General features: G+C 50.0%; 23 protein-coding genes. 15 read left to right on the top strand and 8 right to left on the bottom strand.

All coding sequences use genetic code 11. The annotated features are described in order from the left end of the window. Window positions 1-100: 100 nt before the first annotated feature. Window positions 101-1,432 (top strand): argininosuccinate lyase, encoded by a 1,332-nt coding sequence (gene argH, locus Q4E40_RS15295; protein WP_303413377.1) that lies wholly within the window; start codon window positions 101-103, stop codon window positions 1,430-1,432. Window positions 1,433-1,626: 194 nt separating this feature from the next. Here the strand turns inward: argH and Q4E40_RS15290 are convergent, their stop codons facing one another. Continuing rightward, the gene (locus Q4E40_RS15290) at window positions 1,627-2,313 is read right to left on the bottom strand and encodes an MCP four helix bundle domain-containing protein (RefSeq protein WP_303413375.1); all 687 of its coding nucleotides are present in this window, start codon (window positions 2,311-2,313) and stop codon (window positions 1,627-1,629) included. A gap of 196 nt (window positions 2,314-2,509) precedes the next feature. Between Q4E40_RS15290 and Q4E40_RS15285 the strand changes: the two genes are divergently transcribed. The 7 genes from Q4E40_RS15285 to Q4E40_RS15255 all read left to right on the top strand — a co-directional run bounded on the left by Q4E40_RS15285 (window position 2,510) and on the right by Q4E40_RS15255 (window position 8,872). Next, the gene (locus tag Q4E40_RS15285) at window positions 2,510-3,232 is read left to right on the top strand and encodes a cysteine peptidase family C39 domain-containing protein (protein WP_303413373.1); all 723 of its coding nucleotides are present in this window, start codon (window positions 2,510-2,512) and stop codon (window positions 3,230-3,232) included. Window positions 3,233-3,235: 3 nt separating this feature from the next. Then, entirely contained in the window at window positions 3,236-4,711 is a 1,476-nt protein-coding gene (locus Q4E40_RS15280; protein ID WP_303413372.1) for a RimK family protein, read from the top strand. Further along, the gene (locus Q4E40_RS15275; protein ID WP_303413370.1) at window positions 4,701-5,957 is read left to right on the top strand and encodes a carboxylate-amine ligase; all 1,257 of its coding nucleotides are present in this window, start codon (window positions 4,701-4,703) and stop codon (window positions 5,955-5,957) included. Before Q4E40_RS15280 ends, Q4E40_RS15275 begins: the two co-directional genes overlap by 11 nt. Beyond that, the gene (locus Q4E40_RS15270; protein WP_303413368.1) at window positions 5,951-6,676 is read left to right on the top strand and encodes an N-formylglutamate amidohydrolase; all 726 of its coding nucleotides are present in this window, start codon (window positions 5,951-5,953) and stop codon (window positions 6,674-6,676) included. The genes Q4E40_RS15275 and Q4E40_RS15270 overlap by 7 nt, the downstream gene beginning before the upstream one ends. Window positions 6,677-6,817: 141 nt before the next feature. Continuing rightward, the gene (locus Q4E40_RS15265; RefSeq protein WP_303413367.1) at window positions 6,818-7,426 is read left to right on the top strand and encodes a YqaE/Pmp3 family membrane protein; all 609 of its coding nucleotides are present in this window, start codon (window positions 6,818-6,820) and stop codon (window positions 7,424-7,426) included. 127 nt (window positions 7,427-7,553) lie between these two features. Beyond that, entirely contained in the window at window positions 7,554-8,486 is a 933-nt protein-coding gene (locus tag Q4E40_RS15260) for a DnaJ C-terminal domain-containing protein (protein ID WP_303413365.1), read from the top strand. Between the two features lie 29 nt (window positions 8,487-8,515). Beyond that, window positions 8,516-8,872, top strand: a complete 357-nt coding sequence (locus Q4E40_RS15255) for a hypothetical protein (RefSeq protein ID WP_303413363.1) — start codon at window positions 8,516-8,518, stop codon at window positions 8,870-8,872. Here the strand turns inward: Q4E40_RS15255 and Q4E40_RS15250 are convergent. Beyond that, complete coding sequence (locus Q4E40_RS15250; RefSeq protein WP_303413362.1) at window positions 8,858-9,607, bottom strand: pseudouridine synthase; 750 nt, start codon at window positions 9,605-9,607, stop codon at window positions 8,858-8,860. The genes Q4E40_RS15255 and Q4E40_RS15250 overlap by 15 nt on opposite strands. 93 nt (window positions 9,608-9,700) lie before the next feature. On the opposite strand from Q4E40_RS15250, the gene Q4E40_RS15245 reads away from it, so the two are divergent. Further along, window positions 9,701-9,901 (top strand): hypothetical protein, encoded by a 201-nt coding sequence (locus Q4E40_RS15245; RefSeq protein ID WP_303413361.1) that lies wholly within the window; start codon window positions 9,701-9,703, stop codon window positions 9,899-9,901. Window positions 9,902-9,903: 2 nt separating this feature from the next. Here the strand turns inward: Q4E40_RS15245 and Q4E40_RS15240 are convergent, their stop codons facing one another. Then, the gene (locus Q4E40_RS15240) at window positions 9,904-10,167 is read right to left on the bottom strand and encodes a hypothetical protein (RefSeq protein WP_303413359.1); all 264 of its coding nucleotides are present in this window, start codon (window positions 10,165-10,167) and stop codon (window positions 9,904-9,906) included. Window positions 10,168-10,200: 33 nt separating this feature from the next. Then, on the bottom strand, window positions 10,201-10,620 hold the full coding sequence (locus Q4E40_RS15235; protein ID WP_303413358.1) for a hypothetical protein: 420 nt from the start codon (window positions 10,618-10,620) through the stop codon (window positions 10,201-10,203). A 316-nt stretch (window positions 10,621-10,936) separates the two neighbouring features. On the opposite strand from Q4E40_RS15235, the gene Q4E40_RS15230 reads away from it, so the two are divergent. The 6 genes from Q4E40_RS15230 (at window position 10,937) to Q4E40_RS15205 (ending at window position 15,508) form a co-directional block, all read left to right on the top strand. Further along, a complete protein-coding gene (locus Q4E40_RS15230; protein WP_303413356.1) occupies window positions 10,937-11,209 on the top strand; it encodes a hypothetical protein in 273 nt (90 codons plus the stop codon). A 47-nt stretch (window positions 11,210-11,256) separates the two neighbouring features. Next, a complete protein-coding gene (locus Q4E40_RS15225) occupies window positions 11,257-11,538 on the top strand; it encodes a GIY-YIG nuclease family protein (RefSeq protein ID WP_303413355.1) in 282 nt (93 codons plus the stop codon). Window positions 11,539-11,658: 120 nt separating this feature from the next. Further along, complete coding sequence (locus Q4E40_RS15220; protein ID WP_303413353.1) at window positions 11,659-12,672, top strand: cation diffusion facilitator family transporter; 1,014 nt, start codon at window positions 11,659-11,661, stop codon at window positions 12,670-12,672. A 142-nt stretch (window positions 12,673-12,814) separates the two neighbouring features. Beyond that, window positions 12,815-13,447: a peptide-methionine (S)-S-oxide reductase MsrA gene (gene msrA / locus Q4E40_RS15215; RefSeq protein WP_303413351.1), complete on the top strand. Its 633-nt coding sequence runs from the start codon at window positions 12,815-12,817 to the stop codon at window positions 13,445-13,447. A 95-nt stretch (window positions 13,448-13,542) separates the two neighbouring features. After that, entirely contained in the window at window positions 13,543-13,977 is a 435-nt protein-coding gene (locus tag Q4E40_RS15210; RefSeq protein ID WP_303413349.1) for a phage holin family protein, read from the top strand. Between the two features lie 145 nt (window positions 13,978-14,122). Further along, complete coding sequence (locus Q4E40_RS15205) at window positions 14,123-15,508, top strand: thioredoxin domain-containing protein (RefSeq protein WP_303413348.1); 1,386 nt, start codon at window positions 14,123-14,125, stop codon at window positions 15,506-15,508. 189 nt (window positions 15,509-15,697) lie between these two features. On the opposite strand, the gene Q4E40_RS15200 is transcribed toward Q4E40_RS15205, so the two are convergent. The 4 genes from Q4E40_RS15200 to Q4E40_RS15185 form a co-directional block, all read right to left on the bottom strand. After that, entirely contained in the window at window positions 15,698-16,831 is a 1,134-nt protein-coding gene (locus Q4E40_RS15200) for a tetratricopeptide repeat protein (protein WP_303413347.1), read from the bottom strand. A 69-nt stretch (window positions 16,832-16,900) separates the two neighbouring features. Beyond that, window positions 16,901-19,453: a DNA gyrase subunit A gene (gyrA, locus tag Q4E40_RS15195; RefSeq protein WP_303413451.1), complete on the bottom strand. Its 2,553-nt coding sequence runs from the start codon at window positions 19,451-19,453 to the stop codon at window positions 16,901-16,903. Between the two features lie 66 nt (window positions 19,454-19,519). Then, window positions 19,520-19,762, bottom strand: coding sequence for a hypothetical protein (locus Q4E40_RS15190; RefSeq protein WP_303413346.1), 243 nt, complete (start codon window positions 19,760-19,762; stop codon window positions 19,520-19,522). Window positions 19,763-19,909: 147 nt separating this feature from the next. Continuing rightward, window positions 19,910-20,680 carry an SDR family oxidoreductase gene (locus tag Q4E40_RS15185; RefSeq protein WP_303413345.1) on the bottom strand — a complete coding sequence of 257 codons (771 nt, stop codon included), beginning with the start codon at window positions 20,678-20,680 and terminating at the stop codon, window positions 19,910-19,912. Window positions 20,681-20,685: the final 5 nt, after the last annotated feature.

Raw genomic sequence — 20,685 nt, 5'->3', positions numbered from 1 at the left:
ACTAATCTGGATGTAAAAACCTGGATTCAGATTTCTCACTAGCGTTCGAAATGACAGAAAGAAAATCACGCATTCACTCAATCACCAAATCACTCAAAACATGAAACTCTGGCAAAAGAACACCAACGTCAAAAAGGAGATCGAACAGTTTACCGTTGGCCGCGACCCGGAATTTGACATGCAGCTGGCTGCTTTCGATGTGCTCGGATCTTTGGCGCACACGCGTATGTTGGAGCAGGTGGGCTTGCTGGAGAAAGAAGATCTGGATGCTTTGCAGCAGGAGATGAAAAACATCTACCATCGCATCGTGGCTGGAGATTTTGAGATTGAGCCAGGTGTGGAAGACATTCACTCGCAAGTAGAGCTGGAGCTGACCCGCAAGTTGGGAGAGGCCGGCAAGAAAATTCACAGTGGCCGCTCTCGCAACGACCAGGTGCTGGTAGACCTGAAGCTATACCTGCGCTACGAGCTGCAGCAACTGGTGCAGGAAGTAAAAGCCCTGTTTGATGTGCTGCAGGAGCAAAGCGTGCGTCACAAAGACAAACTGCTGCCTGGCTATACGCATCTGCAGGTGGCCATGCCTTCATCCTTTGGACTGTGGTTTGGCGCCTATGCTGAAAGTCTGGTAGATGACGTGCTGTTACTGCAAGCAGCTTATAAAATTACAGATAAAAACCCGCTGGGATCGGCTGCAGGCTACGGCTCTTCATTCCCGCTCAACCGCCAGCTAACGACAGATTTGCTCGGATTCGGCACCCTGAATTACAATGTGGTGTATGCACAGATGGGCCGCGGTAAAACGGAGCGGGTGGTGAGCACTGCCATGGCTTCGGTGGCGGCCACGCTGGCGCGTATGTCCATGGATCTGTGCCTGTACATGAGCCAGAACTTTGCTTTTGTGAGCCTGCCGGACAACCTCACAACCGGCTCAAGCATCATGCCGCACAAGAAAAACCCGGATGTGTTTGAGATCATGCGCGGCAAGTGCAACAAGATGCAGGCGCTGCCAACGGAGATCTCGATGCTACTTGTCAACCTGCCGTCCGGTTACCACCGGGAGTTGCAGTTGCTCAAAGAATCTCTTTTCCCGGCCATAACTGAACTGAAAGACTGCCTGCAGATGATGTCCTTTATGTTGCCGCAACTACAGGTACGCGATCAGATCATGGAGGAAGAGAAGTATAAGTATGCATTCAGTGTAGATGCTGTCAATGCAGAGGTGCTGGCTGGAATGCCGTTCCGGGATGCCTATAAAGTGGTGGGCGAACGAATTGAAGCAGGCACGTTCACCGTACCGGAGTCCGTCACCCATACCCATGAGGGTAGTATCGGCAATCTTTGCAACGGGGAAATTGCCGCGTTGATGGACCAGGCCATCAGCGGCTTCCAATTCGACAGGGCAGAAAAGGCGTTGAGCGAATTGGTGAAATAAGTTTAAGAGTTGAGGAGTTCGAGTGGTGTGGAATGATGAATTAGAAAAACTTTTGGAAGGCTAGTGCACTGCTTATTTAATTTCTTATACCTTGAAAACATCAAAGGCCTGCTACTATGCAGGCCTTTGATGTTTTTAGTATGGACTAAGCCCTGTTTTCTTAAACTCCTCAACTCTTAAACTCTCAAATTCCCTCAGTTCAGATGGTAGTTCTGCGGCTTGATGTTGTTCAATTTCCGGGTAGCCTGCAGGAGCGTGGCTACCAGCAGGCCGATAAAAACCGCCATACCGATGACCAGGTATGAGAGCACTTTCAGCGTTTTCACCTGACGGTCAGCAGACTGGTACAATTCCTTTCCCACTTCTCCCTGCAGTTTGATCAGTTCGTGCAGTGGCTCCAGCAGATGCAAAAATGCCTGATGCCCTTCTGTCCGGTATAGGTGCCCTGCCTGTGCTTTTTCTCCTTCACTACTCAGTTTTAAGATGCGGTCCTGCACCGCCACCAGCTTTCCGAACTCCTTTTTGTAAGTAGCCAACCGAGCACTTTCCCGCTCGATCAGGTAAGTTTTTTCAAACTGATCGATCAGCGCGTCGATTTCTACTGTATTTGCCACCACAAGCTGGTGCAGACTGTCATGTTCTGAGGCAGAGCCTGAAAGAATATGGTCCTCCAGGGTCAGGCGGTTTTGGTAGTAGCGTTCCATCACATCCGAAATAACCAGCGAAGGCACCAGCCGGTCGTGGTACACCTCACTGAACTGGTTACTCACCCGCCCAATGCTGTAGCTGGCAAACCAGTTCGCCAGAATAATGATAGCAAACACTGAACCCAGCGCAAATGCCACTTTATCACGTTTTGTAATCCGATAGGCCCAGTTCATACCAAACAAGATTTAGGTTAAAGACAAGATACGTTTTCGGCCTATATTCCCCAATATATACCTGGTTATTTAGCGCAGAAATAGCACTGAAACTGCGGCATACTGTTACTTCTTCTTTCTAAAATACAGATAACTTCTTTCATAGTCCGCGTATAACAGGCACACTGTTATTGAGTGCAACACAAAAAAGCTGCCTGTGATTCCGATCAAGATCCATACGCAACCTGACGACTCCACTTGCGGACCTACCAGTTTGCATGCGGTGTATCGCTATTTCAAAGATCCCATCTCGCTGAGCGAGGTCATCAAAGAAGTGCCATACCTGGACGAAGGCGGTACGTTGGAGGTACTGCTAGCCTGCCACGCCCTGAAGCGGGGCTACAAAGCCCGCATCTATACCTACAACCTGCATATTTTTGATCCTACCTGGTTCCTCCTCAGCAATGAGGAAATCATCGTGAAACTGGAGGATCAGCTTCAGTTCAAGAAAGGCGCCAAATTCAAACGGGCCACCCTAGCTTACATTGATTTTTTGCAGAGAGGCGGCGAATTGCGCTGTACCGACCTGACCAAAGTACTTTTGAGGGAGTATTTTGAGAAAGGCATCCCGCTGCTCACAGGACTTAGTGCCACGTACCTGTACCAGAGCGCCCGGGAAACGAGCGATGAAGCCGGCAACTCCATTTATGACGACGTGAGTGGCTACCCGATGGGCCACTTTGTGGTGCTATGCGGCTTTGCCGATGACCAGAAGCAGATTGTGGTGGCGGATCCGTACCAGGAGAATCCTTTTTTTCAAAACAATTACTATGAGGTGAAAGCATCGCACCTGCTCAACTCCATTATGCTGGGCATGGCTACTTTTGATGCCAACCTGCTGGCCATCAAACCAGTGGACTCTGAACCCATCGACGAATAAACCATGCGAAAAATAGTTGTAGTGGATTATCCCAAAGACTGGGATGTGGCGATTGAAGACGTAGAGGTGGTGGATGTGCAAACCTACCTGACAGACACCGCCTATACGGACATAAAGCATGCCCGCATTTTTAACCTGTGCCGTTCTTACAAATACCAGAGTGCCGGTTACTATGTATCTCTGCTGGCCGAGGCGCGGGGACACAAACCTATACCCAGCGTGGCCACCATGCAGGACCTCAAAAGCCCGACCATTGTACGGGCCATTACCGTGGAGCTCAACGACCTGATCCACAAGACCCTGGGCAGTCTGCGATCCAAGTCCTTTACCCTGAGTATTTACTTCGGGCAGAACGTGGCGCAGAAGTACGAGAAGCTTTGCAAGCAACTGCACGACCTGTTCCAGGCGCCGCTCTTGCGGGCGCAGTTTGTCTACAAAGATGAATGGGTGCTGCAAAGTATTTCGGCTATACCTATTAATGACGTGCCGGAGCACCATTGGCGCTATTTGGTGCGTTTTGCCAAGTCCTACTTTGCCAGACATCGCTTTTCGGGCGCCAAGATCGGGCGCAACAAAATCTACGACCTGGCCATATTGGTGGACCCGAACGAGAGTGAACCCCCGTCTAACAAAAAGGCCCTGCAGCACTTCGTAGAGGCCGGGGAGAGCATGGGCTTTTATGTTGAGATGATCACCAAAGACGACTACCGCCGGCTACCCGAGTTTGATGCGCTCTTTATCCGCGAGACTACTTCGGTCAACCACCATACCTACAAGTTCGCCCGCAAGGCGTATGCCGATGGTCTGGTGGTGATCGACGACCCGATCTCGATCCTGCGCTGCACCAACAAGGTATACCTGGCCGAGCTGCTCACCAAAGCCAAAGTGCCAATCCCTAAGACGATGATTATTCACAAAGACAACCGCGATCTGGTGGAGCAGGAGTTAGGTATACCTTGCGTGCTCAAGAAACCGGACAGTTCTTTTTCGCAGGGCGTTGTGAAGGCCAAAGACAGCGAAGGACTGCAGCGCGAGTTGGACGAGATGCTGGTAGACTCTGAACTAATCATTGGCCAGGAATTCACCCCGACGGACTTCGACTGGCGCATCGGCATCATGGACAAGCAGCCGCTCTACGCCTGCAAGTACTTCATGGCCAAAGGGCATTGGCAGATCTATAACTGGAGCGGTAAAAAGAACGACACGGAGGGCGACCACGAAACGGTACCCTTTGAAGACGTGCCCTTCGCGGTGCTGCACACGGCCATTAAGGCGGCGAACCTGATCGGCAACGGGCTGTATGGAGTGGATATTAAAGAGATTGACGGAAAAGCCTACGTGATAGAAGTGAACGACAACCCCAGCATCGACGCCGGTTGCGAAGACCAGATACTCAAAAAAGAGCTGTATACCTCCATCCTTAAATCCATAAAGAAACGCATAGATGACAACAAGAACGTTAGAACAGATGAGTACTAAACCCGCGACACTGCACCTGTTTGAAGGCTATGGTGTGGAAATGGAATACATGATCGTGGACAGGGACATCCTGCAGGTACGGCCCATTACAGACCAGTTGATCTATGACGAGGTAGGCGCCTACGTGTCAGATGTGGAGTTCGGCAAAATGGCCTGGTCCAACGAACTGGTCTTGCACGTGGTGGAACTGAAAACACAGGCACCCGCCCATACCCTGGAAGGGTTAGAGAGTGATTTTCAGGAACATGTCCGGAAGATCAACCAGTTGCTCGAAAAGCACAACGCCATGCTGCTACCGACGGGAGCGCACCCGCTGATGGACCCCTTCCAGGAAACCAAACTGTGGCCTCACGAACACAATGCCGTGTACGAGGCCTACAACCGCATTTTTGACTGCCGCGGACATGGCTGGGCCAATCTGCAAAGCACGCACCTGAACCTGCCTTTCGGCAACGACGAAGAGTTCGGAAAACTGCACGCGGCCATCCGGATGGTGCTGCCCCTTATACCTGCGCTGGCCGCTTCGTCGCCTGTGCTGGACGGCAAGGTTTCCGGTTTACTGGACACCCGCCTGGAGGTATACCGCCAAAACCAAAGCAAGATTCCGGCCATTGCAGGCAAGGTAGTACCCGAGGCTGTGTTCACGCAAAAAGATTACCAGGAGCAGATCCTCAACCGGATGTATGCGGCGGTAGCGCCACACGATCCGGAGGGGGTACTGCAGGAAGAATTCCTGAACTCACGCGGTGCCATCGCCCGCTTTGACCGCAGCGCCATTGAGATTCGCATCATCGACATTCAGGAGAGTCCGGTAGCGGACCTGGCCGTGCTGCAGGCTGTTGTGGCTGCCATTCAGGCGCTGGTAGGTGAGCGTTGGGTTGGTATAGACAAACTGAAGCAATGGGACGAAAACCGTCTGTCGGACCTTTTTCTGCAGGTGGTGCGCAGCGGCCAGGAAGTCGTGATCAGCGACCGTGAGTTCATCGACTGCTTTGGCTTCGACTGCAAAGACAACTGCACTGTTGGCGAACTGTGGAAGCACATCGTATCTGAAACGCTAAATCTCGAAGAGCAGCCTCATGTAGCCTATGCCCTCAATGTAATTTTGTCGCGCGGCTGTCTTTCCAAGCGTATAGTGGAAGCGCTGGGCGAACACCCAGGCGAGCAGGACATCCGGCGTGTATACCTGAGCCTGGCACGCTGCCTGCAACAAGGCAGTGTTTTTATACCTGAAAAACCATGCTGAGACTTTTACTGACATGCGAACACGGAGGTAACCTGATTCCCGCTGCCTATGCACCCCTATTCCAAGGGCATGAGGAAGTGCTAACCACCCACCAGGGCTACGACATTGGCGCGCTGGATCTGTATAACAGCCTCAAACCAATGGCGGATGTAGGTTTTTATTCGGAGACCAGCCGGCTATTAGTTGAATTAAACCGCTCCCAGCACCATGCCCGGCTTTTCTCAGCTTACACCCAGGTGCTGCCACCGGCTGAAAAGGCGCGTTTGCTCGAAAAACACTACAAACCCTACCGGGAGCAGGTAGAGCAAATGGTTTCGGATTTTGTTTCGGCGGGCAGGTGTGTGCTGCATGTGGCCGTGCATACCTTCACGCCGGAGCTTGATGGAGAGGAGCGCCAGGCGGACGTTGGCCTGCTCTATGACCCTAAACGGAAACACGAGCAGGATTTCAGCAGAAAGTGGAAGGCCGCTTTGAATAAAGCAGACAAAAACCTGCTGGTCCGCTTCAACTATCCCTACCTGGGTATAGCTGATGGTTTTCCGACATACCTGCGGCGCAAATTCACGGAGGATGAGTATGTGGGCATCGAGCTTGAGGTAAACCAGAAATACCCGCAACAGGGAGGTGCCCGCTGGCAGGAATTACAGACGCTGTTGGCCCGCACACTTCAGGAGGTGGTAAACTGTAAGGGAGCTATGTTTTCGAAGAATACTATTTAGAGAACAAAATATGTTGTAATACAGTACTGTATGATATATATGAAGAGTTTTGCATATAACCAGAGCACCAACTCATCCATATAGCATATGCCCTTAACCCGGGATCAATCTTTTTAATTTAATATCTTAAATTCTAAAACTATGAAGATCAAAAGTTTACTTAACCTGGTATTTGTACTGATAGCTGCCCAACTGATGTTCGCCTGTAGCTCAGCCAAGTACTATGAGTTTGCAGGCCACAAGCAGGCGCCTTACCATGACATGAAGAAGCCTGCAGCAAAGCAGGAAGTAGCCCCCGAGATATCACTGAGCGAAGTTGCCATGGCTGCAGCTGAAGAGAAAGCAACGGAGAAAGCGGTAGCGGAACCTGTGTTGGAGGCAAGTGCTGCTATACCTGCGGCTCCTGTAGCTCCGGCTCCTAAAATTGCCCCGATTGCCCCTGCTACCGCAGAAGAGGTAACCATTACTGAAGCAGAAGCGATGGCCATGGCGAAAGAGCGTCTTGCCAGTATGACCAAGTTAGAGAAAAAGGAGTTTAAGAAGGAGGTACGTGAGGCGTTGAAACAGGATCGTCGCGGTGGAGGTGATCTGAGCATTATTAAGATCATCCTGGCTGTATTGCTTCCTCCTTTGGCTGTGTTCCTGCACGTAGGTATAGGTACACAATTCTGGATCAGCCTTATCCTGACGCTCCTCTTCTGGATTCCGGGTGTGATCTACGCGCTACTCGTTGTGACAGACACCATCTAAAGTTCAGGCTTTACCCACTCATTAAAAGCACTGCCTTCCGGGGTGGTGCTTTTTGTTTTATACCTGCTTAACCCCCTGTGCAGGTTTGCGTTTTATACCTGTAGTTGACCTTTATACCTTAAAGAGTATGGAATACAAGGACTATTATAAGATTCTAGGTGTAGAGAAGTCTGCCTCCCAGGCCGAGATCAAAAAGGCCTACCGGGCATTAGCCAAAAAGTATCACCCGGATAAGACGAAAGGCGACAAAGCAGCTGAAGAGAAGTTCAAGGATGTCAGTGAGGCCTACGAAGTGCTGGGAGAAGAGCAAAAGCGCAAGCAGTACGAAGAGCTGGGCTCCAACTGGCGGCACTTCCAGCAGCAAGGTAGTCCGTACCAGGGCAGACCCGTCGGGGGCGGGGGCACTTACTACGAAGGCGACATGGGCGATATGTTCGGTGGAGGCAGCGGCTTTTCCGATTTCTTCGAGCAGTTCTTCGGAGGAGGTTTTTCGCAGCAGGGCGGTGGTTTCCGCTCCGGCAGGCGGGCGCCCAAAGGCCAGGACTACGAAGCGGAGATGCTCATTACTATGCAGGAAGCCTACAGCGGCACGTCCCGCCTGCTAACCGTGAACGGCCAGCAACTGCGGATCACGACGAAGCCCGGCGTGGCGGATGGCCAGGTGCTCAAGATCAAAGGCAAAGGCGGACCAGCTATGGGCGGTGGCACGGCCGGAGACCTCTACATACGTGTGCAGGTGCAACCTCTTCCAGGCTTCGAGCGACAAGGGGATGATCTGCACACGAGGCTGAATCTCGACATGTATACCGCCATACTGGGAGGGGAGGAGCATGTTAACACGTTGACCGGCAAATTGAAGCTTAAAATACCGGCCGGTTCGCAGAATGGCAAAACCCTGCGCCTGCGCGGAAAGGGGATGCCGGTGTACGGCAAAGCAGACCAGCACGGAGATTTGTACGTAAAGATAGAGGTGCAGCTACCGGTTCATCTCACAGAAGAGGAGCGGGGCCTGATGGAACGGCTCAAGGAACTGCACCAGCGTAAGACAGCCAGTGTATAAAAGTAAAGTTGAATTTGAACCCGAATGCCATGTTAATGACCATCGACCACCTCACTATCCACAGTCCGATCGATAGCTTTGTTGACAGCCTGGCCGATAGCAACCTGACCTGCTATGCCAGTGATCTGTTGGAGCAGCAAGGCAGTCAGAACCTGCAGGAGCTGAGTGAAGCGGTAAAGCGGGCCACAGAGGTGTGTAATTGCATGCACGTGCCACTACAGGAAAACTTTAAAGTAGTGTATCGCTCCATAAACGGAGAAGTGGTGCAGGACTGGCGCCTGTCACGTATGGCCTACCTGCTAACCGCCCTCAACGCCGATTCCCGCAATGCCTTCGTGGCGCAACTACAACTCGAAATGGTGAACCAGATGCTACGCCATACCTGATTCCAAAGTAGGGAGGTATGCAAACCCTTCTTTTTGTAAAGCCGACTCCCAGCCAAACTGCAAACAAAGCCGTTCGAAGTGCTGTGGCAACGGTGCCTGTATACGGACCAAACTGTCTTGAAAAGGATGAGTGAATGCCAGCGAGGCCGAGTGCAGCAGCATGATCGGGGACTCCAATTGCTCAAGGAACATCTGGTTGTGTCGCCAGTCACCGTGCCGCTTGTCACCAATTATGTAATGCCTGATGTGCGCAAAATGCTTCCGGATCTGGTGCATGCGCCCCGTCTCGGGTTGCACTTTTACCAACGAGTAACGGGCCGTGCTGTAGCGGCCGACAGGTATAGGCAGCTCTGTAGTGGCCAAACGTTCGTAGTGCGTCACCGCGTCCTGAGACGCCTTGTGCCGGTGGTCTTTATCGGGACGGATAGGGCTGTCGATCGTATCCTTTTCGGGGGTATAGCCACGCACGATGGCATAGTATACCTTGTCTACCTGCTTTTCTTCAAAAGCTTTTACCAGTGGCGCAACGGCTTCCGGGTTTTTAGCAAAGAGCAGTACGCCGGACGTGCCGCGATCGAGCCGGTGTGCCGCGTATACCGGATAGCCCAATTGGTCGCGCAGCATTTGGAGGGCAAACTCCTTTTTCTCTTCAGCTATGCGTGTACGGTGCACCAGCAACCCATTGGGTTTGTTCACCGCTACATAGCTTTCGTCCTCGTATATGATCTCTAACAACTTAATTTATTTTCGGCAAAGATAGCCTATCTGGAAAGAAATGAACGGAAAGCTGCCTATACTTGCCGAAAATATACAAGAAGAATACACGGCATGGCCATATCGTTTGACAACCTGAGAAAAGGGAAGAAGTATGTGATGGAGAATTACGGCGAGCGCTTTGAGTTTCAGGTGTTGGATATGCCTGAGGAGGGCAGTTACCTGGTAAAAGACCTGCATACGCTGGATGTGTTCTTGCTGAACGATTTGATCAAGTATGGCCGGGGCAAAGATTTTGACATGCAGGAGCTGTAGTATCAGGTGCTTCTGGTGACTTTTCCCTTTAGGTCCCAGTGGCTGCGTACCACCTTGCCTGTTTTGTTGTCGCGCACAATTTTACGCACATAGCGCTCCCCTGAGATCGCCCCATCATCCAGTCGCTTGCCGATAAACAAGGTAACTGGTTCTCCATTTTCATTGGTAATGAAGGTAAGGTCCTTGCCATTGTAGTGCTGGTCCACTTTACTGTCGGGCGCATACAGTTTGTCCAGTTTCTCGGTTAGTTTTGGTCCTAGTGCCATGTGTTCAGTATTGGTGTGCTTCCGTTCCGGAATTCAATTAACGGATAATAGACTTACCAGGGTACCCCAGGCCTTGGCATCCTTCGGGTCATGAAAAACCTCGGATTCGATGCAGTTCACGGTCAGCTCGTTGATCTGGCTAATTATCTTATGCGTGACCAGTTCCTGGAATACATCGATGGGCGTGACGCGTGCGAACCGCTTTATGGCAGTCTGCTTTATGCGGCCGGCTACCATTTGCGTCAAGGCGTGCTGCATCGACAAGTCTACCTGAAAGCCGATGCTGTTATCAGTTACCCAACTCACCGCCTGGTTAGAAATGGCCATGTCAAGTCCCTTGTCGTAACCGCAAAGTAGCGCCGCTTCATCTGGTGGAAGCAGCCATTTCAGGTATAGTTGGTTGGTGGAAGGGTTGTAGCTGATCTGGCAATAATTGTTGCTATATTGCTTCATGTGTGTTCTCAAATAAGTAGGCCGTATAAGTACAATAACAGTTAGGGGTGCTATAGTTCAAATGCATTACATTTAATGAGTTATTAGTAGGATAGTTCAATGAATAACTTAGTATAAGTAACATTAGATCAGGAGCTATGGTAAAAAATACAAGGAAAGGATAATCCGAGCTATTGTTATGTTATATGTACATGAAAATGAAGAACAGTTGGTACACAGCACTGATTACCTGGAGATCAGGGTGAATGCGGGAGACAAAATGTTACTATCAAATTGGCAAGGGTGGTTGGACTCAGCAAAAGGACATTCGGGCTGTTTGAAAATACTTGACTATGTGAATGAATATAAGATTACTAAAATTCTGAATGACAACTCGAAGGTGACAGGCCATTCGGGTGACACCAAATGGATGAACAAGGTTTGGATACCCGGTTTGCGTGAAGCAGGGGTGCAGTATTTTGCCTGGGTGTATTCTTATGAATTCTTCACACAGATGGAAATTGACAAAACGGTGGACAATAGCACCGGCATTGCGATGCGTACTTTCTTCCTTCCGGAGGATGCCCGTCAGTGGCTGCAGGTTTTCTAACAAGGTGATGCTACTTTCGTATACCTTGTTACAAACTCACCTAAGCCATGCAGCCAAACCAACACACAAATCACTTCTATGTTTACATCGTGGGCGATCAGTCCCAACTAGAGCTAAGCATTGGCGTTTCGAAAGACCTGCTCCAGCAGATGGCTGGCAAAGATGGCTACTCCGGACAGGCCAAACTGGTGTATTACGAACACTATGATCTGGAAGAGGTAGCCCGTGTGCGTGAGAACCGCATCAAATCGGCCGGACCTGAAAATCATCTGCGCCTTGTAGAATCCATGAACCCTAATTGGCTCGATCTGACAGATACGCTGAGCTGAGGATATTGACCGCTATTTCTATCCACTATTTTCCTTTTCGTTTGCCTCAGGAAACTGTACCTAGTATCTTGTGAGGTATAGGATGGTGTGCCACGCACCTGCCGAAACCCAGCTCTAGCAATGAATAAAATGCCGCCGCAGCAAAGTGAGAACGTTCGCATGCAACTACTTGTGCTTGTAGTGGGCGTTTTGCTGCTTCTTGCCAAATTCCTGGCCTATTATCTAACCAATTCCAACGCTATACTCACAGATGCCTTGGAGTCCATTATCAACGTGGTGGCCGGTGGGTTTTCACTTTATAGCCTGGTGCTTTCCGCGCGACCGAGAGACCACAACCACCCCTATGGGCACGGAAAGATTGAGTTCGTGGCTGCTACCCTGGAGGGTTCCCTCATTCTGGTGGCAGGAGGGGCGATCATTCTCAAATCCTTCTATAACCTGTTTGAGCCGCAGGTCATTTCCAGACTCGATGCCGGTATATACCTAATTGCGATTTCGGGTATAATCAATTTCGCAGTGGGCTATGTGACCGAGCGGCGGGGCAACAAGGCCAACTCCATGGTATTGGTGGCCGGAGGCAAGCACCTCAAAACCGACGCCTATTCCACAGCAGGTATACTGATCGGGCTGCTGCTGCTATACCTCACCGGGCAGGTATGGCTGGACAGTGCTGTGGCCATTCTGTTCGGTGCTTTCATCGGTTACACAGGCTATCGTATTTTGCGGGCCTCGCTGGCAGGTATCATGGATGAGGCTGACTATGAACTACTCAAGCGTATTGTGCGCGTGCTGAACGATAACCGCCGCGAAAACTGGATTGATATTCACAACCTGCGTGTGATCAAGTATGGCAACACGCTGCATATAGACTGCCACCTGACTGTGCCCTGGTACTTGACGGTATTGGAAGCGCACGAAGAAGTCGAAGCCGTAGGGGCGCTGGTGCGGGAGCAGATTGACCCGGATATTGAGCTGTTCATACACACCGACCCCTGTGTGGAAGTATCCTGCCCCATCTGCACCAAATCAGATTGCAACGTCCGGCGGGCACCGCTCAACAAGCGGGTAGAGTGGGATCTGGACAAAGTGATTGCCGATAAAAAACACGCCATCCAGGTGCAGGACAAAGTTTGAGAGACTGTGCGGGAGTGAAATGATGAAATTTTTAACAAAAACCTATCCAGTGCGGTTAAATTAGCGTAGCCAATAGAAAGGCTTGTGGCGTATGATCCGTAAATATAACTTTCTTTTCTTCCCCTTATTATTGCTGCTTTGGATGTGCACAGAATCCGGTGGAGAGCAGCGAACTTACTTGCAGCAAAGTGCCTACAGTTATGGCGATAGTCCGGATACCGTTGGGCTTAGCAAAGCTACTTTTGCAGGCGGCTGTTTCTGGTGTACGGAGGCTTATTTTGAACGGCTTAAAGGCGTAGACCGCGTAGAGTCCGGCTATACTGGTGGGAGAGAGCAGCGACCCACATACGAGCAGGTGAGTAGTGGTAAAACAGGCCATGCCGAAGCGGTACGCATCTGGTACAGGCCGGACGTAATCTCTTACCGGGAGTTGCTGGAGGTGTTTTTCGCCACACACGATCCGACTACCTTAAATCGCCAGGGACCTGATGTAGGCAAGCAGTACCGATCCGCCTTATACTATCACGACGACAAGCAACGAAATCAGGCCAGTAACTACATGCGCGCTCTTGAAGATGCTGGTACCTTCCGTAGCATGATCGTAACAGAACTTAAACCAGCTGGCAAATTCTGGATTGCAGAAGATTATCACCAGGATTATTACCGCAACAATCCCGACGACCCTTATGTCGTATCCATTGCCCGGCCTAAGGTTTTAAAGTTCGAAGATGCTTTCCGTAGCAAGTTGAAAGACAGCTATTTGAAACAGCAATAGCTGCCTGTGTATCACAAAAATATAGGTGAGAATATCCATTAAAGTTTGTATCCGTATTAGGACAAAAAAAAAATGAAACTAAATCACTACAAACTATGGACTTTTTACTCAACTTATTAGTAAGCGCCGGTGTCATCCTGCTTTTGTCCTACGCACTGCCACAGGTGCACGTCAAGAGCTTTCTTACAGCTTTGTGGGTGGCTTTTCTGATCGGTCTGTTCAATGCGACGATCGGTTGGCTGCTGCGTGGGGTGCTTAATCTGGTGTCCTTCTTCCTGCTCGAAGCTATTATCGGCCTTATTGTGACGGCGCTGATGATCAAGCTGGTGGATATGCTGGTGCGTAATTTTAAGGTAGACGGCTGGTGGCCGGCCTTTATTATTGCCATTGCAACAGCCATAGCCCTGGCACTGCTTGGCTGGGCTAGAGGTGGCGACGAAGAATACGCCAGACTCGATCATGAACCGAAGATCGAGCAGTATTTCGCCCATTCAGAAATTAACCAGGCAAATACGATTTTGATCGCTTAAAAACCTATAACAGGTATAGAAGGAGTAGCCAGATGACGTATCTGGCTACTTTTTTTATGTTAAATAATTAAATGCATTCAAAGCACCCTATAGTATCTTGTTTTTGCTATATTTAAGAGTATAAAGACACCATCCGAACAATAGTATGAAAACTTTTATTATTCTATTTTGCTTTGCCTTTATCAGCCACAGCGCCTACAACCAGCGCATCAATTTCGAGCAGGATTCTTTGGATGCGGTTTTGGTGAAGGCGCAGCAACTGAATAAACCAGTTTTTATCCTTGTTTCCGGGCCTGAGATCTCCAAGGATGTACCTAGGCAAATGCGTGAACAGATGGTAGGATCGGGGTTAGACCATCCGGAAGTTACAGCGGCTTTTAACAGTCAGTTTGTCAACTTTAAAGCCCCGTACAAATCCAGGGCTGGTAATCAGTTGTCCAATAAGTATAACATTCGCGCATTTCCGACCTTCCTATACCTGAATTCAGATGGCATGCTGATACACCGCAACCACGGAAATTATTCCTCCCCACAGCGCTATCTAAGCGACATTAAGGTCTTTCAGGACAAGCAGAACAGCACACACAACCTGGGTTATTTCCGGGAGGAGTTTGAAAAGGGGCGGAGAGACGTTGATTTTTTGAGACAATACCTGCAGTTGCACAAAGAAATGGGAGTGGAGCCGGAAGCCGGATTGCTCGATGCTTATGCCGGTAGCCTGGCAGATGCAGGTATATTATCTTTTTCTGAAGTGATCTTTATTTATGAGTTTGGACCTGTGGTAGATAGCCGCGCTTATCGGTATGCTCGCCAGGACCAACGCCTGGTGGACAGCCTGTATAGGAGTTTACCGAATGTAAAACGGGTTGAGATCAATAATAAGATCATCGGCAATACCATGCGGAACGCAGTTGAGTTGAAAGATAAACGTATGGCGGAGCATGGCGCTGGTTTTGTAAGAAACACCTGGGCAAATGATCGGGCACGCGGACAGCGGGTATACCTGAATAGCATGCTTAGCTTCCATAGAAATACCAAGGATACAGCAAGTTATATTCCAAGGGCCATTCATTACTACAACCGCTACTTCATGACTATAACCCAGGATTCTGCTGCAAAGCTTGTAGCTCGGGAAAAACAGTTATTACAGGAACGCAGAGCGTCTGGTGCAGCAATGGCTGAAAATATGAGAGATGTCCGTCAGCATAAAGAGACCATGGCCGTGATGCGATTTGAGACGGCGCCAAGTTCCTATACCATGGAACTGAACAACGCGGCATACCACATGTACCAAACCGGCACAACAAACAAACTGGCCCTGAATAATGCAGCGAATTGGAGCAAGCGCACGGTTGAACTGGATCCGACAGTGGCATACTTTCATACCTATGCGGTGTTGCTTTACAGACTGGAGGATTATAAAGGAGCTGAGTCTAACATACAGAACGCTATCAAGCTAGCCAAAGCGAACAACATACCCACAGATTGGTTGCAGGAGACGCTGCGTAAAATCAAATCAAGGAAATTGTAATTACTTTGGTGTACAAATTAAATACATTTACTTAACATAAAGTATATTATCAGTGACACTTATTATAGAGTATTTATACTCGTATATAATTAGTCTTATAATTTATATTATGTTAAGTAATAAATGTGGCAATAAGAAAGGGAGCCCGTTTTGGGCTCCCTTTCTTTCTCTTATTCTTTAAGAATAAGATTAGTTCTTCAGTTTCTTGCCGATTCTCTCCGCATCAGCCGTACGCTTCAGGCGCGTATAAACACGCTGCAGGTTAGCTAGAGTGGCCTGATCTTCTGGCTGAATCTCAAGAGCTCTTTCGAAGTATGGCAAAGAAGCTTCGTAATGCTTCACGGCCTGCTTCTCGAGTGCTGCACCTTGCTTCTTGTAAGTAGCATAGTCCATTTTAGCTGCTTTGTTGTTGAACTCGCTGCCCTTGTTGTATTCCAACACACCCAGGTTAAAGAATCCGTCGAAGTTGTTAGGGTCCGCCTCTACTGCTTTTTTATAGTTCTTATAAGCAGCGTCGATGTTTCCTTTGCGCTCTTCCAGGTTACCGCGAACGGCATACAGGCTGGCATTCTTAGGGTCAGCTGCGATTGCCTTGTCTAGTTTGGCCATCGCCTCGTCAGCGCGGTCGTTTTTCAGGTAGTAACGCAGCTCTTCCTGCATCAGGTATACACTGTTCGGGTGCTTCTCCAGGCCAGCAGCGATAGATGCCATTACTACATCATCTGGTGCTTCGATAGCCTGCTGCAACTGAATTTTGTTCTTGTAAACATCTTCCGTTGTGTGACCAATACTGATCAACTTATCATAATACTTCACCGCTGAGGCATAATCCTGCTTAGCAGTTGCAGCATAGGCAGAATAAAGAACAGCTGTTGTATCAGTTGGGTTTATTTTAGAAGCCATGTCATACTTGGCGATGGCATTGTCCCAGTCCTGCTTGTTATGGAATTCTACCGCCTGGTTCAGAACTTGACCGTATAGCATCTCCTTACGCTCAGGCACCATTTTGCCGAACTGACCGTTCTCACCGTCAATCTCAATTGTTTTGTTGAAAGAGGAAAGCACTACTTCTGGTGTTTGCTCCGTAGCCAGTTTGCCGTAGATCGGATTCCCGATCAGGTCCTGGTTGATCACACCGTGATAGAACCAGGTCTTTGCTTTATCCTGTGTCTTTTTGTGTTCTATCGCTTTGTTAATGTCAGCCAGCGCTTTGTCCAGCGTGCCGTTCTTGTGGTTAAGCACGGCGCTATTTACGGCCGAGTTCTGAGCGACAGCAACCTGAACGCTTACGGCTGCCATGGCTGTCATCAGTATTTTTTTCATACTTTTCAGAGATTGGTTTTTGTTTGTTTGTTAAACGATTAATAAATAAAATATAATTCCATCTATAGATTAAACTTCATCTTCGGCAACCTCAGGATCTATCTGAGTGTCAGGCTGCAGAGAGTCTTCCGGCTTCAGTTCCGACTGCTCCATCAGAGCTTCGGCTACCTCTTCCTCGTTCTCCATCTCCACTTTCGCTACAGACGAAATCTGGTCGCCTTCGGTCAGTTTGATCAGCCTTACGCCCTGTGTGGCCCGGCCGATAACACGGATGTCAGCTACACGAAGACGGATCGTAATACCCGAACGGTTGATGATCATCAGGTCATCGGTATCGACCACACCTTTGATAGCCACCAGTTTACCGGTCTTGTCCGTTACGTTCAGGGTTTTTACGCCTTTTCCGCCGCGGTTTGTGATGCGGTACTCTTCCAGCAAGGAACGCTTTCCGTATCCGTTTTCAGATACTACCAGCAGTTCTGTGCTCTCGTTTTCTACACAAACCATACCAACAACCTTATCGTCTGGTCCGGCTAGTGTTACGGCGCGCACACCAGCAGCGTTACGACCCATTGGTCTAACCTGAGTTTCGTTGAAGCGAATGGCACGGCCTGAGCCCAATGCGATGATGATCTCACTGTTGCCGGTTGTCAGCTGCACATCCAGTAAACGGTCGCCTTCGTTGATCGTGATCGCGTTAATGCCGTTGGTACGAGGTCTGGAGTAAGCCTCCAGCACAGTCTTCTTAATAGTGCCTTTTTCTGTACAGAATACCAGGTTGTGGTTTAGTACGAAGTCCTGGTTCTTCAGGTCACGCACATTGATCACCGCACGGATCTTGTCGTCTTTCTCGATGTTGATCAGGTTCTGAATGGCGCGTCCTTTGGTGGTCTTCCCTCCTTCCGGGATCTCGTATACCTTCATCCAGAACACACGGCCAAACTCCGTGAAGAACAGCATGTGATGGTGCGTGCTGGCAACAAAAAGGTGCTCTGTGAAATCGCTCTCCTTAGATGCGGCCACCCCTCTTGATCCAACCCCACCACGGCTCTGGCTGCGGTACTCGCTGAGCGAGGTGCGCTTGATGTAGCCTTCGTGTGAAATGGTGATCACCATGCTCTCTTCCGGAATCATGTCCTCGTAAGAGATGTCGCCGGTGGAAGCCTCGATGCTGGTACGGCGCCCGTCACCGTAGCGCTCTTTTATTTCATTTAACTCGTCTTTGATGATCTGCATACGCAGGCCTTCGTCATTCAGAACAGACGTCAGGTAGTCGATCAGTTTCATGATCTCTGTATACTCTGCCTGAATCTTGTCGCGCTCCAGACCGGTCAGGCGCTGCAGACGCATGTCAAGTATAGCACGTGCCTGAATCTCTGACAGCGCAAAGCGCTCCATTAAGCCATTGCGGGCAATCTCCGGGTCGCGTGACGAACGGATCAGGTTGATCACTTCGTCCAGGTTGTCGAGGGCGATCAGCAAGCCTTCCAGAATGTGGGCACGCTTTCTGGCTTCGTCCAGTTCGAACTGCGTTCTGCGGATCACCACCTCGTGTCTGTGCTCTACGAAGTAATGAATTAGTTCTTTCAGGTTCAGCGTCATCGGGCGTCCCTTTACCAGGGCCACGTTATTCACGCCAAACGATGATTGCAGTGCCGTGTACTTGTATAAGTTGTTGAGTACTACGTTAGGTATAGCATCACGCTTCAAGTCATACACGATGCGCATGCCGTCACGATCCGACTCATCTCGTAAGTCGGATATACCTTCTATTTTCTTGTCGTTGATCAGGGCAGCAGTCTTCTCGATCAGAGAAGCCTTGTTTACCATGTAAGGGATTTCCGTTACAATGATCTGCTCCTTACCAGCGGAATTTGTCTCGAAATTGGCGCGCGCGCGCATCAGCACACGACCGCGTCCAGTCTCGAAAGCAGCCTTCACACCGTCGTAACCATGGATGATACCACCTGTCGGGAAGTCAGGGGCCGTCACATAGTGCATCAGTTCAGCTATGGTGATGTCTCTGTTGTCGATGTAAGCGATCGTTCCATTGATCACCTCGGTCAGGTTATGCGGCGCCATATTGGTGGCCATACCTACCGCAATACCGGATGTACCGTTCACGAGCAGGTTGGGGAACTTGGCCGGCATCACAGACGGCTCTTTCAGGGAGTCGTCGAAGTTGGGCACAAAGTCCACCGTGTTTTTCTCCAGGTCAGCCAGGATCTCGTCGGCAATACGCTTGAGGCGGGCCTCCGTGTAACGCATCGCGGCTGGCGAGTCACCGTCTATCGAGCCGTAGTTACCCTGGCCGTCTACCAGCGGGTAGCGCAGCGACCACTCCTGTGCCATACGCACCATGGTCTCGTATACCGAGGAGTCACCGTGGGGGTGGTATTTACCCAGCACCTCTCCTACGATACGGGCTGACTTCTTATAGGATTTGTTATAAGATACCCCCAGTTCGGACATACCGTACAGCACACGGCGGTGTACTGGCTTCAGGCCGTCTCTCACGTCAGGTAAGGCTCTGGAAATGATAACAGACATTGAGTAATCGATGTATGCACCGCGCATCTCGTCTTCAATGTTGATCGGTATTATTCGTTCGCCTTCGTTCATGTTCAAGGTCTAAATAATAGTTTTGTGTTGGATAATATAATTTCAGGCTAAAGCCTGTTACATTCGTTAATTCTTGCGCTGGCTCTTGTCGTTGGTGCGCTTGCGCACCTCCTCTGTTTGCTTTGGTAGCTTTTCGCCTATTTTAGGGTTTTGCTTTTTGTAAATGGGCTGGCCACGGAATTCCTGTTCGCCATGCAAGTGCTCCATGCGCACCTGGCAGGAGGAGATCGGACACAATGGTTTACAGGATGAAACAGTCAGAAGCAGCAGAGCAGCGCTAAAGAGTAAAAGCAATCTAATTTTTGCCATGCATGTCGGGTTAAGAAGAGCGCTGAAAACAGGTGTTTTGCTCTTGAATCCTTATCATACAAAAGTAGTGAAATTTGGATTAATAAACCAGCGTTTCAGGGGATAGTTTAGCTAGCTAAAACGCTCGTTTTATACCTGTTTTGTAGCTTAGAGCGGGTGAAAACCGTTTATTGTAAATCCACCGTCAACTGACAGGGTCTGGCCCGTTATATAGGCTGCCGCCGGCATGCAGAGAAAGGCCACGGCACCTGCCACATCCTCGGGTTTGCCAATCACACGCATCGGGGTTCTGAGCAGCACTTCGTGCAGGTATTGTTCGTTCTGCAGCACGGTCTGGGCGAGCGGTGTGCTGATGTACCAGGGAGCGACGGCGTTCACGCGGATCCTGTCCGCGGCCCACTCCCCTGCCAGGTTTTTGGTGAGCTGCACCAGTGCTGCTTTTGTCATGCCGTAAATGGCACCGGTGCGCACATGTGTCAGGCCCGCCACGGAGGTCACCTGAATGATGTTGCCCTGCTCAGAGGCTTTGAGCAGCGGGTAAAAGCTACGACTCAGTTCAAAAGCAGAGCGCAGGTTCGTGCTCATCACAAAATCGTATTCTTCCGGGGTGTAATCTGTTACTGGTTTACGGATATTCGTACCTACGTTGTTGACCAGTATATCGAGGGCTCCCCAATGGTTATTGACTTTAGCAAGCAGCGCCTGCCGGCCTTCTGCCGTACTTACATCGGCAACCAGCACGTCCAATCCCTCCGGAAACTTCGCCTGCAACTGCTGCAGGTCCGCGTCTTTGCGTGCCACTGCCAGCACCTCAGCGCCCAATCCGATTAACTCTTCCACTACGGCGGCGCCTATACCTTTGGAGCCACCTGTGACCACGGCTTTTTTGCCGCTAAGCAACCATCTCGCTGATGTCATACGCC

The sequence above is a fragment of the Pontibacter coccineus genome, assembly GCF_030546575.1.
Lineage (GTDB): Bacteria > Bacteroidota > Bacteroidia > Cytophagales > Hymenobacteraceae > Pontibacter > Pontibacter coccineus.
Note: the sequence above shows the minus strand (reverse complement) of the source record. Positions and strands in the feature narration are given on the sequence as shown.